This is a genomic window from Actinokineospora xionganensis (genome assembly GCF_014323725.1).
Classification (GTDB): Bacteria; Actinomycetota; Actinomycetes; order Mycobacteriales; family Pseudonocardiaceae; genus Actinokineospora; species Actinokineospora xionganensis.
The window spans coordinates 85086-98795 of sequence record NZ_JABVED010000007.1 but is presented as its reverse complement, the minus strand read 5'-3'; the positions used below and the strand labels follow the sequence as shown (position 1 = coordinate 98795).

General features: G+C 69.8%; 13 protein-coding genes. 7 read left to right on the top strand and 6 right to left on the bottom strand.

Features of this window, described 5'->3' with window-relative positions; genetic code table 11:
• The first annotated feature begins 1 nt into the window (after position 1).
• The 4 genes from GPZ80_RS14040 (at position 2) to GPZ80_RS14025 (ending at position 3693) form a co-directional block, all read left to right on the top strand.
• The gene (locus tag GPZ80_RS14040; protein ID WP_187220997.1) at positions 2 to 1168 is read left to right on the top strand and encodes an acyl-CoA dehydrogenase family protein; all 1167 of its coding nucleotides are present in this window, start codon (positions 2 to 4) and stop codon (positions 1166 to 1168) included.
• Positions 1165 to 2070, top strand: a complete 906-nt coding sequence (locus tag GPZ80_RS14035) for a bifunctional MaoC family dehydratase N-terminal/OB-fold nucleic acid binding domain-containing protein (protein ID WP_187220788.1) — start codon at positions 1165 to 1167, stop codon at positions 2068 to 2070. The genes GPZ80_RS14040 and GPZ80_RS14035 overlap by 4 nt, the downstream gene beginning before the upstream one ends.
• Positions 2067 to 2453: a MaoC family dehydratase gene (locus GPZ80_RS14030; RefSeq protein ID WP_281401258.1), complete on the top strand. Its 387-nt coding sequence runs from the start codon at positions 2067 to 2069 to the stop codon at positions 2451 to 2453. The genes GPZ80_RS14035 and GPZ80_RS14030 overlap by 4 nt, the downstream gene beginning before the upstream one ends.
• A 70-nt stretch (positions 2454 to 2523) precedes the next feature.
• On the top strand, positions 2524 to 3693 hold the full coding sequence (locus GPZ80_RS14025; RefSeq protein WP_187220787.1) for a lipid-transfer protein: 1170 nt from the start codon (positions 2524 to 2526) through the stop codon (positions 3691 to 3693).
• A gap of 3 nt (positions 3694 to 3696) precedes the next feature.
• Here the strand turns inward: GPZ80_RS14025 and GPZ80_RS14020 are convergent, their stop codons facing one another.
• The 6 genes from GPZ80_RS14020 to kstD form a co-directional block, all read right to left on the bottom strand.
• Entirely contained in the window at positions 3697 to 5265 is a 1569-nt protein-coding gene (locus GPZ80_RS14020; protein ID WP_187220786.1) for a hypothetical protein, read from the bottom strand.
• A gap of 117 nt (positions 5266 to 5382) precedes the next feature.
• Positions 5383 to 6246 carry an enoyl-CoA hydratase ChsH3 gene (gene chsH3 / locus GPZ80_RS14015; protein WP_187220785.1) on the bottom strand — a complete coding sequence of 288 codons (864 nt, stop codon included), beginning with the start codon at positions 6244 to 6246 and terminating at the stop codon, positions 5383 to 5385.
• 9 nt (positions 6247 to 6255) lie between these two features.
• Entirely contained in the window at positions 6256 to 7272 is a 1017-nt protein-coding gene (locus GPZ80_RS14010) for a ferredoxin--NADP reductase (RefSeq protein ID WP_187220784.1), read from the bottom strand.
• Positions 7265 to 7525 carry a hypothetical protein gene (locus tag GPZ80_RS14005; RefSeq protein WP_187220783.1) on the bottom strand — a complete coding sequence of 87 codons (261 nt, stop codon included), beginning with the start codon at positions 7523 to 7525 and terminating at the stop codon, positions 7265 to 7267. Before GPZ80_RS14005 ends, GPZ80_RS14010 begins: the two co-directional genes overlap by 8 nt.
• Before the next feature lie 2 nt (positions 7526 to 7527).
• Positions 7528 to 8682: a 3-ketosteroid-9-alpha-monooxygenase, oxygenase component gene (locus GPZ80_RS14000; RefSeq protein ID WP_187220782.1), complete on the bottom strand. Its 1155-nt coding sequence runs from the start codon at positions 8680 to 8682 to the stop codon at positions 7528 to 7530.
• A complete protein-coding gene (gene kstD / locus GPZ80_RS13995) occupies positions 8679 to 10373 on the bottom strand; it encodes a 3-oxosteroid 1-dehydrogenase (RefSeq protein WP_187220995.1) in 1695 nt (564 codons plus the stop codon). Before kstD ends, GPZ80_RS14000 begins: the two co-directional genes overlap by 4 nt.
• A 101-nt stretch (positions 10374 to 10474) precedes the next feature.
• Between kstD and GPZ80_RS13990 the strand changes: the two genes are divergently transcribed.
• The 3 genes from GPZ80_RS13990 to GPZ80_RS13980 are packed head-to-tail and all read left to right on the top strand — an operon-like array spanning position 10475 to position 13708.
• On the top strand, positions 10475 to 12052 hold the full coding sequence (locus GPZ80_RS13990; protein ID WP_187220781.1) for an FAD-binding protein: 1578 nt from the start codon (positions 10475 to 10477) through the stop codon (positions 12050 to 12052).
• Positions 12039 to 12827, top strand: coding sequence for a 2-keto-4-pentenoate hydratase (locus GPZ80_RS13985; protein ID WP_187220780.1), 789 nt, complete (start codon positions 12039 to 12041; stop codon positions 12825 to 12827). The genes GPZ80_RS13990 and GPZ80_RS13985 overlap by 14 nt, the downstream gene beginning before the upstream one ends.
• Positions 12824 to 13708, top strand: a complete 885-nt coding sequence (locus GPZ80_RS13980) for an acetaldehyde dehydrogenase (acetylating) (RefSeq protein WP_187220779.1) — start codon at positions 12824 to 12826, stop codon at positions 13706 to 13708. The genes GPZ80_RS13985 and GPZ80_RS13980 overlap by 4 nt, the downstream gene beginning before the upstream one ends.
• The last annotated feature ends 2 nt before the right edge of the window (positions 13709 to 13710 follow it).

The window sequence follows — 13710 nt, the reverse complement described above, 5'->3', positions numbered from 1 at the left end:
CATGCTCCTCGACCTCACCGACAGCCGGCGTGCGCTGCGCGACGAGTTGCGGGCATATTTCGCCGGGCTGCTCACCCAGGCCGAACGCGACCTGATGCTGACCGAGCGGCACGGTGGTGTCTACCGCGACGTCGTCCGGCGAATGGGTCGGGACGGGTGGCTCGGTGTCGGCTGGCCGGAGGAGTTCGGCGGCCGCGGGTTCGGCGGTGTCGAGCAGCAGATCTTCGTCAACGAGGCGGCGCGGGCGGACATCCCGCTGCCCTACGTCACGCTGCAGACCGTGGGGCCGACATTGCAGCGGTTCGGCACGCCGGAGCAGAAAGAGCGCTTCCTCCCCGCCATTCTCGCTGGTGAGGTGCACTTCGCGATCGGCTACACCGAGCCGGAGGCGGGCACCGACCTGGCGTCGCTGCGCACCACCGCGGTCCGCGATGGTGAGTCCTATGTGGTCAACGGACAGAAGATCTTCACCACCGGCGCGCATGACGCCGACTTCATCTGGCTCGCCGTGCGCACGGACCCGGAAGCGCCGCGGCACAAGGGGATCTCGATCCTCATCCTCGACACCACCGACCCCGGATTCAGCTGGACGCCCATCATCACCTGCGACGGCGCACACCACGTCAACGCCACCTACTACAGCGACGTCCGGGTGCCCGCCGACATGGTGGTCGGCCAGGAGAACGAGGGCTGGCGGCTGATCACGACCCAGCTCAACCACGAGCGGGTCATGCTCGGCCCGGCGGGCAGGCTCGCCGGGCTCTGCGACCGCGTGCGGGAGTGGGCGGGCTCGACCAAAGGCCCGGATGGCGCCCCGATCCTCTCGTTCCGCGACGTCCGCACGACACTGGCCCAGGTGTCGGCCTGGGTCCGGGTCAACGAACTGCTCAACTGGCAGGTCGCCGCCCTCGACGGTCCGGTCGACGTGGCCGACGCCTCGGCGACCAAGGTGTTCGCCTCCGAACGCACCCAGCGCGCGTGTCGGATGCTGGAGGAGATCGTGGGCAGGCACGGCGATCCGGCCGACCCGGACACCGCGGACCTGGTGCGCTGGCTCGACGCGCAGGCCAAGCGCAACCTGGTGCTGACTTTCGGCGGCGGCGTGAACGAGATCCAGCGCGAGCTGATCGCCACCGTCGGCCTGAAGCTGCCCCGGGTGCCGCGATGATCCGGGACGTGGCCGACCAGGTCATCGCGCGCGGCGAGTCGTCGCGGCGCGCCGCCCCGGACCCGGTGAACGTGCCCATGGTCCGACACTGGGTCGAGGCGCTCGGCGACCGCAACCCCATCTATACCGACCCGGTGGCGGCCGCCGCGTCCGTCCACGGTGGACTTGTCGCGCCACCGGCGATGGTCCAGGTGTGGACGATGTTCGGCCTGCGCTGCACCCGCCCGGCCGACGATCCGTTGGGCGCCATGATGTCCGTCCTCGACGAGGCGGGCTTCACCTCGGTCGTCGCGACGAACTGCGAGCAGACGTACCACCGCTACCTGCGTCCGGGCGAAGAGGTCACGGTCGGCGCGCGGCTGACCGATGTCGTGGGCCCCAAGCGGACCGCGCTGGGTGACGGTTGGTTCGTCACCACGGTCAGCACCTGGTACGTCGGCGACGAGCCGGTGGCGGAGATGCTGTTCCGGGTGCTCAAGTTCCGCCCGCCCGCCGAGGAGCCAGTCGGCGACGTGCTGCGGCCGGTGGTCAGCCTGGACACGGAGTTCTTCTGGGCGGGCACTCGCGTAGGCGAACTGCGGATTCAGAAGTGCTTGGCGTGCGGCGAGGTCCGGCACCCGCCCGGCCCGATGTGCCCTGGCTGCGGGTCGACCGAGCTGACCCATGTGGTGGCGGACGGCGTCGGCGAGATCTACAGCTACGTCGTGCACCACCACCCGCCGATGCCCGGCAAGCGCCTGCCGTTCGTGGTGGCGCTGGTGGAACTGGCTGAAGGAGTGCGGTTGTTGGCCGAGTTGATCGATGCGGACCCGGCGGAGGTGCGGGTCGGGCTGCCGGTGCGGGTGGACTTCCAGCGGATCGACGACGAGTTGACCCTGCCGGTCTGGCGGGTGCGGTCATGATGGTCGCAGTCGGGGACACCCTGCCCGAACTGGTCATCGAGGTGACCCCGACGTTCGTGGTCAGCACCGCCTTCGCCACCCGCGACTACCAGGACGTCCACCACGACCGCGACGCCGCCGTCGAGCGGGGTTCGAAGGACATCTTCCTCAACATCCTCACCGACACCGGCCTTGTGCAGCGGTTCGTGACCGACTGGGCGGGGCCGAACGCCCTGGTCCGCGACATCGCGATCCGGCTGGGCGTGCCCTGCTATGCCTACGAGACGCTCACGTTCACCGGTCACGTCAGCGAACGCGACGGGAAGCTGGTGGTGGTGGACGTGGTGGGGCGCAACAGCATCGGCGACCACGTCACCGGGACGGTCCGGGTGGAGCTGCCATGAGCGAGCTTGCGAGCGAATCAATGTCACAGTGCCTTCGCGAGTGGAGCCACCGCACCTGTGAGGTGGCCTAGTGAGCACGCTGTCCGGCGCTGCCGCGATCGTCGGCATCGGCGCCACCGCATTCTCCAAGGCCTCCGGCCGCACCGAGCTTCGCCTCGCCGCGCAGTGCGTGCGCTCAGCCATCGCCGACGCGGGACTGTCGCCGTCCGATGTGGACGGATTGGTCACCTTCACCATGGACACCAACTCCGAGATCGCGGTCGCCCGCGAGGTCGGAATCCCGGAGCTGTCGTTCTTCAGCCGGATCAGCTACGGCGGCGGCGCGGCGTGCGCGACCGTCCAGCAGGCCGCGATGGCTGTCGCGACCGGGGTCGCTTCGGTTGTCGTGTGCTACCGGGCTTTCAACGAGCGGTCAGGCCAGCGCTACGGCCGGGTCCAGGCCGCCGCCGCCCAGCAGCCGACGTCCACCGGCGTGGACAACGGCTGGCACTACCCGATGGGCCTGGGCACCCCGGCCGCCACGGTCGCGATGTTCGCCCGCCGGTACATGCACGAGTACGGCGCCACCAGCGAGGACTTCGGCCGCGTCGCGGTGGTCGACCGCAAACACGCGGCCACGAACCCGCACGCCTGGTTCCATGGCAGGCCGATCACCATCGAAGACCACCAGTCGTCCCGCTGGATCGCCGAGCCGCTGCGCCTGCTGGACTGCTGCCAGGAAAGCGATGGCGGGGTGGCGTTGGTCGTCACCACCACCGAGCGGGCCCGTGACCTGCCGCACCGGCCCGCGGTCGTGCGGGCCGCAGCGCAGGGCAGCGGGGCCGACCAGTACGTGATGAACAGCTACTACCGGCCCGACATCACGGGTCTGCCCGAGATGGGGCTGGTCGGCAGACAGCTGTGGGGCCAGTCGGGCCTGTCGCCGGAGGACATGTCGGCGGCGGTGCTCTATGACCACTTCACCCCGTTCGTCCTGGTCCAGCTCGAAGAGCTCGGCTTCTGCAAGCCGGGCGAGGCAAAGGACTTCATCGCGGACGGCACCCTGGAACTCGACGGCAGGCTGCCGCTCAACCCGCACGGCGGGCAGCTGGGCGAGGCTTACATCCACGGTATGAACGGGATCGCCGAAGCGGTTCGGCAGCTGCGCGGCACGGCGGCGAATCAGGTCGCCGCCGTGCGGAACGTGTTGGTCACGGCCGGAACCGGGGTCCCGACCAGCGCGCTGGTGCTCTCCGCGTAGGCGCTACCACGTCACCGGAACCAGGTCCGGCCCGACGACATGCCCGGCGTGCGCGGCGACGTCATGGGTGAAGTGCGCGCCGTACCAGACCACGACGTCCTTGCCGTGGATGTTCTCCCCGTTGACGAAGTTGCCGATGTTCGCCTCGTACGGTGGTCCGGTGGCGGGCACACCGTTGTCGATCTCGGCGGACGGCTTGTACCGCGCGATCCACAGGTCGCCCTGCGGGAACGGCCAGTCGGGCATGGCGGTCGCGACCCCGTCGTCGGGTCCCGGCACGATCTCGTAGGCCGCGCCGGACCGGGCGTCGGTCACCCGCCACTTGCGGGAGCGCCCGTAGTCGCGTGCCCGCTGGATCTCGTAGGCCTTGTCGTGCCAGTTGTCCCACCCGGGCGCCAACGGAGGGTCGTTGTACTCGGCCACCACGTTGTCGCCCGGGGTCCGGATGTCGAAGTCCAGTCGCCAGTAGGCATGGTGGTGGTGGCGGTTGCACACACACGGGAAGGTGACGGCGGAGAAGCCGAAGCGTGGTTTGATGGTGCCGTCGACGTGGAAGCGCCACGAGCTGATGTAGCGGTACCAGCCCGCCTGCATCTCGCTGAGCAGGACGACCTCAGGGCCGTCGACGTACACCGCGACCCCGGTGAAGTTGCCCGTGTCGCTTTCGGACTCGAGGATCGACTTGGCCGGGCTGGTGCAGAGCCGGAACCCGGGCACCGGGTCGGACCCGTTGGCCTCGAACGGCGACTCCTCGTTCTGCCAGTCCAGATAGGGACCGCACGCGTCCGCGTCGTAGCGGACGTTGAGGATCGGCACGTGCGCCTGCCACAGGACGCGCTTGTCCCGATAGTCCACGTACTTCAGTTCGATACCCGAGCCGTTCGTGCCCGACGAACCCGCGGGACGCTTGACGAGCATCCGCCACAGCCGGGTCCCGCCCTGCCACACCGTCACCCAGGCCTGGCCCGGCGTGTTGGTGACCGTCTGCTGTCCGCCCGGGGTGAACCCGCACTGCCCGTCGGTCCCGCCCCTGGGCTCGCGTTCGTGGATCTCCCCGCGGTGGATGTCCACCGACGCGACCCGGAACGGCCCGCCACGCTCGCGCGGGGCCAGCACGACGCCGATTGTGCGCCGCATCCGGCCGTCCGGCTGCTCGACCTCGATCACCGGCGGCACGTGCGGCATCGCGACGACCGTTTCGCCCATGCCGTCGCGCCACCGCCGGTCCTCGCTCAGCAGCCGCACCGCCAGGTCGAACTCCTCGGAGCTGGGCAGCGGCTGGCGGGCGTAGTCGGCGACGTCGAGTTCGTCGGGCCGGTCCAGGTGGCCGACAGCCTCGATCGCGCGGTCGTTGGTGTAGTCGTAGACCGTGGCCCGGAACCGCCGCTCCTCTCCCTCTTCGCCGTCCTTGCCGCGCTCGTCGTCGAGCGGCTGCAGGTTCAGCACCCTGTACTCGGCCCCGTCGAGCAGTTCGCGCATCCTGGGATGCCGCGTCACCTCGTCCCGCAGCCGGTCGGTCACCTCCTGGCCGAAGCCTGCCGGTTCGATCTCGACCCTGATCTCCTTCGCCATCCTGGTCCCACCTCCAGCGCCTTTGGCCCGCGAGTCCACGGGCCCTCTGACACTGTCGCCGAGGTGGTCGAGCACGTGAGGCGTCCATCTGGGACTCACCCGTTCGGACTGGTGAGTTCACCCGCTGGTGCGGGTGAGCGTGATCCCGCTCAAGACCTCCGTGTCGCGGGCCGGAACAGTTGTGACAGCGTGGATCTTGTCGGCGTCCGTCCACGCGGAAGTTCGCAGCGACTCGCCGGGGTAGACCACGCCTGCGAACCGGGCGTCGAACGACTTCACCAGCCACGGGTCGCCGTCCAGGCAGGCGTCGGCCAGCGCCTTGGCGACGATCCCGTAGGTACACAGTCCATGCAGGATCGGCGCGGGAAAGCCCGCCGCGGCGGCGAACTCGGGACTCGCGTGCAGGGGATTGCGGTCCCCGCACAGCCGATACAACAGTGCCTGCTGCGGAAGAGTGGGTGTGTCGATCACCAAGTCGGGTTCCCGGGAAGGCTCGAAGGGGGCGGAAGCGGGGCCGCGCTCGCCGCCGAATCCGCCCTCACCCCGGGCGAAGATGCTCGACCGGGTGGTCCACAGCAGCACGCCGTCCGGGCTGGTCGCGGTCGCCTCCTGGACGATCACCGCTGCCTTCCCCTTGTCCCACACTTCGGTGATCCGGGAGTCGATGCGGGCCTTGCCCTCGACCGGGATCGGGCTGTGCACGGTGATCCCCTGGCTGCCGTGCAGCACCTTCGCCAGGTCGACCGAGATACCCGGGAACGTCACCGACGGCGGCTCGAACACCCGCAGACTCGGCGCCACGACACCGAACGTGGGCAGGACCCGGAGGTCGTCCTCCAGCGCGTACCGGAGTTCGCGAGGTGAGGTCGGGTCGCCGCCCGCGCCCAGGGCCAGGTGGTACAGCAGGACATCCGAGGCCGTCCAGGTGAAGGACGTCCCGGGCAGTTCTGCCCCGATCGCGACCTTGGGGTCAATAGGCATGCGACACCCTCATTCGTAGCTGATCTCGACCTTCGAGGTCACCGGCACCGACTGGCAGGCCAGCCGGATTCCCTCGTCGAGGTCTTCCTGGTCCAGCACCTCGTTGTTCAGCAGCTTCACCTCACCCGACACCAGCCGGTACGCGCAAGCGCTGCACGCGCCCTCCCGGCAGGAGTACGGCGCGGGCAGGCCCTTGTCGAGCAGCACATCCAACAGCTTGCTGGTGACCGGCCAGTCGACGGTGTGGCGTCTGCCGTCTAACTCCAACTCGACGACGGCCTTCTCGCCGTCCGGGTCGGGGGCGGCGGTCACGGCCTGGTCGAACGGGTTCGCGCCCAGGGACGCGAACCGCTCCAGGTGGCGGCGTTCGCGGGGAAAGCCCAGTGTCTTCAGCGCTTCGGTGACGGCCTTCATGAACGGCGCGGGACCGCAGGTGAAGGCGTCGTAGTCGGCGAACGGGCGGGCCAGGGTGCGGAGTTGGCCCACGGTCGGCAGCCCTTGCACGCTTTCCAGCCAGTGGATGACCGTCAGCCGCTCCGGGTGCTTGAGCGCCAGCGTCCGAAGTTCACCGGCGAAGATCACCGAAGACTCGTCACGGTTGGCGTAGACCAGGACGATTCGACCGGAGCCCGCGGCCAGCGCGGACTTCAGGATCGACATCACCGGCGTGATCCCGCTGCCGCCCGCGAACAGCAGCAGGTCGGCTTCCAGGGACTTCGGGGTGAAGATGCCCGATGGCGGGAGGACTTCGATCGTCGAGCCCGCCGAGACGTTGTCGCACAACCAGTTCGACGCGTACCCGTCCGCTGTGCGCTTCACGGTGACCTGCGGTTTGCCGCCCTCGTGAGGGGAACTCGACAGCGAGTAGCACCGGGCGACCGATCCGCACTGGACGCTGGGCACCCGCAGGGTGAGGAACTGGCCTGGGGCGTAGGGGAAGTCGGCGTCGAAGACGATCGACCGGGCGTCGGCGGTCTCCTCGACCACCGCCGCCACCGTGAGCAGCTGCGAGGTCAGCTCAGTCACCGGGCACCTCCAGCGCGCCCTCGCGGGCCGCGCGCTCGATCGTCGCGTGCAGGGTCCAGCAGGTGTCGACCAACGCGCTGACCGTGCCACCCGCCACGGCCTCGGCGAACTCCGGGCACGTCGCGGCGGGGTCGCTCGTCCACTGGACGCTGGTGTGCCGGGCGCTGTTCTTCTTGACCAGCACCCGTGTCCCGCACCGGTCGCAGTCCAGCGGCGCCAGGCCGCCCTCCAGGAACTCCCGCCGCTCCGACACCGCTACTGTGCCTTTTCGGTCACGGTCTCGGTTGAACGGGAGGCTAGGTTCTCGGCGACCTCCTTGGCCCACACCTCGTTCGCCCGTGTGGTGTCCACCTCGAACTCGAAGCGCCGGGTCATGTCCTCGCTGACCTCCGCGACGTCGACGTAGAACTGCTCGTACCAGCGGCGAAGCTGGTAGACCGGGCCGTCCTCCTCGCACAGCAGCGGGTTGTCGATGCGGGTCTTGTTGCGCCAGATCTCCACGTCCTGCAGGAACCCGACGCTGAAGCTCTTCGCGAACTTGCCCGCGATCTTGTCCGCGTCCTCCGGCGAGACTCCGGGCAGCCGCTTGACGATCACACCCCACTGCAGCACGAACGAATTCTCGCTGACCGGGTAGTGGCAGTTGATCAGCGCGGTCTCGATCACCGTGCCCTTGTAGTCGTTCCACAGGTAATTGATCATGTACGACGGTCCGTAGTACGAGGCCTCGGAGCGCAGCGCGAGGTCCTCGGAGGCGTAGTTGGACTTCGAGTGCACGTCCGGCCTGCCGCGCGAGTTCAGGTACTGGGTGGCGATGTGGCCTTCGAAGATGTTCTTGAAGAAGGTCGGGAAGGCGAAGTGGATGTAGAAGAAGTGCGCCATGTCGACCATGTTGTCGATGATCTCCCGGCAGTTCGCGCCGTCGATCCGCACGCTGTCCCAGGTCCAGTTGCTCCACTCGTCGGAGAACGCGCCGTCGATCCTGGGGATGACGACGTGCTCCGGCGGCGGGTTGCCCTCCGGGTCGTTCCAGATGAACAGCTGCCCGTTCTGCTCCTGGGTCAGCCACGACCGGGTCCGGGCGCGCAGCGGAATCCGCTTGGCGTAGGGGATCGCCGCGCACTTGCCGTTGCCCGCCCAGCGCCAGTCGTGGAACGGGCAGGCGATGTTGTCGCCCTTGACCGTGCCCTGGGTGAGGTCGCCGCCCATGTGCCTGCAGTAGCCGTCGAGCACGTTGAGCGTGCCGTCCTCGGCGGCGAACACCACGAGCTTGGTGCCGAAGGCCTCGATCGCGTGCGGCTTGCCGTCGCGAAACGACTCGGCCAGGCCGAGGCAGTGCCAGCCGCGGGCGAAGCGCGTGGGCGGGGCGCCCACGTCGATGGTCCGGACGGGCTGTTCGGCCTGGGTCATCGCTTTCCTCCAGTGGTACCTGCCCGGTCGGCGATATCCCGCGCCGCCAGGTAGCCGAAAACCATGGCGGGCCCGAGCGTCGCGCCCGGCCCGGCGTACGTGTGCCCCATGACGGCCGCGCTCGCGTTGCCCGCCGCGTACAACCCGGGGATCGCCGTGCCGTCGCCACGCAGGACTCGGGCGTGGGGGTCGGTGCGCAGCCCGCCCTTCGTGCCGAGGTCGCCGGGAACGATGCGCACGGCGTAGAACGGCGCCTTGTCGACCGGGCCCAGGCAGGGGTTCGGTTTGTTGCGCGGATCGCCGTAGTAGCGGTCGTAAGCGCTCTCGCCGCGCCGGAAATCCTCGTCTCGCCCGGTTTTGGCGAAGCCGTTGAAGCGCTCCACCGTGGACATGAGAGCGTCGGCGGGAACGTCGATTCGCTTGGCCAGCTCGGCCAGCGTGGAAGCCTTGTGCAGGGAGCCGGACTTGAACCACTTGCCCGGCAGCGGCTGGCGGGGGCCGAGTCCGGCGAAGACGTACCGGTTGCGGTAGCGCTGGTCCAGGATCAGCCACGCCGGGATGTGCGGCTTGTCGTCGGTGTGGCCGTCATACATCGCGTGCACGGCGTCTACGTAGGGCGAGGCCTCGTTGACGAACCGCTCCCCGGCCTGGTTCACCAGGACGCAGCCCGGCAGCGTCCGCTCGGCGAGGCAGAAGTACGGCCCGCGCGGCAGCTCGATCGACGGCCCCCACCAGGCGTCGTCCATCAGGTCGACCGCCGCGCCCGCGCGCAGGCCCGCTTCGATGCCGTCGCCGGTGTTCTCCACGGCGCCCACGGTCCAGTCGGCTGTGATCGGCTCGCGCTGGTACTCCTTGCGCATCCGCTCGTTTCGCTCGAACCCGCCCGAGGTCAGCACCACGCCGAACCGGGCCCGCAGCACGGTTTTCACCCCGTCGCGCGCGACCTCGGCACCCGTGACCCGGCCGTCCTCGAGGCACAGGTCGACCAGTGGCGTCTCCAGCAGCAGCGGCACCCCGGCCCGGGTCAGCCCGACCCGCAGACCTGCCGAAAGCGCCTGCCCCATGGTCAGCATCTCGCGGCGGCGCAGCAGCGACAGCATCCGCCTGCCCGCGACCCGCGTCGTCCGCAGGAGCCCGCGCGGGTGCCGGGCCATCAGGTTCATCCACTTGTAGTCGGCCTGGGTGATCGCCATCCCGGTGGGCGCCTTGAGGTACGGCGGGTTGAGCCGCGCGCGCTCGGCGCCGAGCAGCTTGGCGCTCAGCGGCTTCGGCTCCACCGACCGCCCGCCGGGCAGCCCGCCGGGGGCCTCGGGGTAGTAGTCGGAGTAGCCCGGCACCCAGGCCAGTTCCAGCGGCGTGTTCGCCAGCACGAAGGACACCGCGGCCGGGCCGTTGTCCAGGAACGCCTGCCGCCGGTCTTCGGAGACCACGTCGCCGACGATGTGCGCGAGGTAGTCACGCGCCTTCTCCGCGCTGTCGGGCACCCCCGCGGCGAGCAGGGCCGGGTTGTTCGGCACCCAGACCCCGCCACCGGACCGGGCCGTCGACCCGCCGTAGGTCGGGGCCTTCTCCACCAGCACCGTCCGCAGCCCGCGGCGGGCCGCGGCGAGTGCCGCGGTCATGCCCGCGGCCCCGCTGCCGACCACCACCACGTCGTAGTCGGCATCCAGGTCGTTCGCCGCGTCGGGCATGTCCACCTCCGGTCGTCTCACGGTTCCGCACAATACTAGAACAGGTTATAGTTCTGTTCCGTCGAGCGCTACGGGATCTGCGGATTCGCAGGAGGAACGAGTTGCAAGAGTCGGCTGATGTGGTGGTCATCGGATTCGGTGCCGCCGGGGCCTGCGCGGCCATCGAAGCCGCCTCCGGGGGCGCTGACGTGCTCGTGCTCGACCGCTTCGCGGGCGGCGGCGCGACCGCGGCGAGCGGGGGCGTGGTCTACGCGGGAGGCGGGACGTCGGTCCAGCGGGAAGCGGGCGTCACCGACACTCGTGCGGCCATGGCGGCGTACCTGCGGCTCGAAGTCGGCGACGCGGTCACGCCGGCCACCCTCCGCGCGTTCGTCGACGGCTCGGCCGAGTCCGTCGAGTGGCTCAAGGAGCAGGGCGTGCCGTTCGAGGGCAGCCTGTGTCCGACCAAGACGTCGTACCCGACGAACGACCACTACCTCTACTACTCCGGCAGCGAGCGCTCCCGCAGCGCCGACCCCGCACCTCGCGGCCACCGTGCGAAAGGCTCTGGGACCTCGGGGAAGATCCTTTACGCCCGCCTCGCCGAGTCGGCCGTGCGTGCCGGGGCGCGGGTCCTGCCGCAGACCCGGGTGACCGCGCTGACCAGTGCGGACGGCCGGGTCACCGGCGTCGAATGCCGCACGCTCGCCGAGGCGTCCCCGTGGGCACGATTGAAATACCGGCTGCTCGGCAAGTACGCGGCCAAACCCGGCCTCTACCTCCCCGCGCTGCGCCGGGCGCTGACCAAGCGGGCCGAGCGAATCGAGCGGCGGCACGGCAAAACCGTCACCATCACCGCTCGCCGGGGCGTGGTCATCGCGGCGGGCGGCTTCGTCGCCAACCGGGAGATGCTGCGCGAACACGCACCCGCCTACCGCGGCTGCCTCCCGCTCGGCACCTCGGGCGACGACGGGTCGGGCATCCGGCTCGGCCAATCCGTCGGCGGAGCGGTCGGGGCCATGGACAGGGTGTCGGCGTGGCGGTTCATCACCCCGCCCTCGGCGCTCCTCGAAGGCATCCTGGTGAACGAGCGCGGCGAGCGGATCTGCGATGAATCCCGGTACGGCGCCGCCATCGGCCACGAGCTGATCACCCGCCACGGCGGCAAAGGCTGGCTGCTGATCGACGAGCAGGGTGTGCGCGCCGCCCGCGCGCAGGCCCGGTCGCAGTCGCTGTGGTTCCAGTATCTGCAGGTCCGCTACCTGCTGAAAGTCTCGCGGGTGAGCGGAAAGTCCCTCGCCGAGGCCGCTCGCAAAGCTGGTGTCGACGCCCAAGGGCTCGCCCGCACCCTCGCCGCCTACAACGCGGCGGAGACCGATGCGCTCGGCAAACCCGCGGACCTGGTCCGGCCGCTCACCACCGGACCGTTCTCGCTGATCGACGTCTCGATCCGCCCCTCCACCGGCTACCCCTGCCCGATGCTCACCCTCGGCGGTCTGCGCGTCGACGAGATCACCGGTGAAGTGCTGCGCGAGGACGGCGGGGTCATCGCCGGGCTGTATGCGGCGGGCCGGTCGGCCGTCGGCCTCTGCTCCGAGTCCTACGTCAGCGGGCTCTCGCTCGCCGACTGCGTGTTCTCCGGCCGCCGCGCCGGCCAGTCCCTCGCTGTCCCGATGGGAGATTCCCTTGCTCACGGCTGACGAACGCACCCAGCTGGCGGACCTGCTGCGGGCCGCCGAGACCGGGCGGTCGCCGATCGACCCGCTGGTCCTGGCCTACCCCGACCTCGACCCGGCCGACGCCTACGAGATCCAGCTGATCAACATCCGGCGGCGGACGGCGAAGGTGGTCGGCCACAAGGTCGGCCTGTCCTCCCTGGCGATGCAGCAGATGATGGGTGTCGACGAGCCCGACTACGGGCACCTGCTCGCCGACATGCGTCTCGACCAGAACACCCCGGTCGACGCCACTGGCTACTGCTACCCGAGGGTCGAGGTCGAAGTCGGCTTCATCCTCGGCGACGACCTTCCCGGTGAGGACTGCACCGAGGCTGACGTGCTGGAGCGCACCGAGGCGCTGGTCCCCGGCATCGAGCTGATCGACAGCCGCATCCTCGACTGGAAGATCAGCATCGCGGACACCATCGCCGACAACGCGTCCTCCGCCGGCTTCGTCCTCGGCGACGCCCGAGTCCGGCCTGGAGAGGTGGACACCAAAGGCATCCACGCGGTGTTGACCCGCAATGGCGAGGAAGTCGCGGCGGGCCGGTCCGACGCGGTCCTCGGCGACCCGGTCGTCGCCGTCGCGTGGCTGGCCCGCAAGGTCGCGTCCTTCGGTGTCCGGCTCAAGGCGGGACACGTGGTCCTGCCCGGCTCCTGCACCCGCGCCATCGACGCGCGCCCCGGCGACACGTTCGTCGCCACCTTCGCCGAGCTCGGCGACGTGTCCCTCCACTTCGGACGGAGCCCCCAGTGAGCAAGACGAACGCCGCGATCGTCGGTTCCGGCAACATCGGCACCGACCTGCTCCACAAGCTCCTGCGCTCGCCGGTGATCGAGCCGCGCTGGATGATCGGCGTCGACCCGGCGAGCGAGGGCTTGGCCCGCGCCCGCGATCTAGGCGTCGAGGCCAGTGCTGAGGGTGTCGACTGGCTGCTCGCTCAGGACACCATGCCGGACCTCGTCTTCGAGGCGACGTCGGCCTACGTGCACCGGGCTAACGCGCCGCGCTTCGCGGAGGCGGGCATCCCGGTAGTCGACCTGACGCCCGCCGCGATCGGACCGTATGTCGTGCCGCCGGTCAATCTGGGTGCGCACCGCGACGCAGGCAACGTCAACCTGATCACCTGCGGCGGCCAGGCGACGATCCCGATCGTGGCCGCCGTGTCCCGCGTGGTCCCGGTGTCGTACGCGGAGATCGTCGCCACCGTCTCCTCCGCGTCGGCAGGTCCGGGCACCCGAGCCAACATCGACGAGTTCACCCGCACCACCAGTCGCGGCATCGAGGTCGTCGGCGGCGCCGAACGCGGCAAGGCGATCATCGTGCTCAACCCCTCGGACCCGCCGATGGTCATGCGGGACACGATCTTCTGCGCCATCCCGGAGGACGCGGACACCGACAAGATCGCCCAGTCGGTGCACGACATGGTCGCCGAAGTAGCCACCTATGTTCCCGGCTACCGACTGCTGTCGGACCCCCAGTTCGACCCGTCCGACGACGGCGGACCCGCCCGAGTGACCGTCTTCGTCGAAGTCGAGGGCGCGGGCGACTTCCTGCCGCCCTACGCCGGAAACCTCGACATCATGACCGCCGCCGCCACCCGGGTCGGCGAACTGCTGGCCACGCGAGGGGACTAGAA

Bases quoted from the DNA above. Each gene is read 5' to 3' on its own strand.
- GPZ80_RS14040 (WP_187220997.1), top strand. From the start codon at position 2: ATGCTCCTCGACCTCACCGACAGCCGGCGTGCGCTGCGCGACGAGTTG.
- GPZ80_RS14035 (WP_187220788.1), top strand. From the start codon at position 1,165: ATGATCCGGGACGTGGCCGACCAGGTCATCGCGCGCGGCGAGTCGTCG.
- GPZ80_RS14030 (WP_281401258.1), top strand. From the start codon at position 2,067: ATGATGGTCGCAGTCGGGGACACCCTGCCCGAACTGGTCATCGAGGTG.
- GPZ80_RS14020 (WP_187220786.1), bottom strand. From the start codon at position 5,265: ATGGCGAAGGAGATCAGGGTCGAGATCGAACCGGCAGGCTTCGGCCAG.
- chsH3 (WP_187220785.1), bottom strand. From the start codon at position 6,246: ATGCCTATTGACCCCAAGGTCGCGATCGGGGCAGAACTGCCCGGGACG.
- GPZ80_RS14000 (WP_187220782.1), bottom strand. From the start codon at position 8,682: ATGACCCAGGCCGAACAGCCCGTCCGGACCATCGACGTGGGCGCCCCG.
- kstD (WP_187220995.1), bottom strand. From the start codon at position 10,373: ATGCCCGACGCGGCGAACGACCTGGATGCCGACTACGACGTGGTGGTG.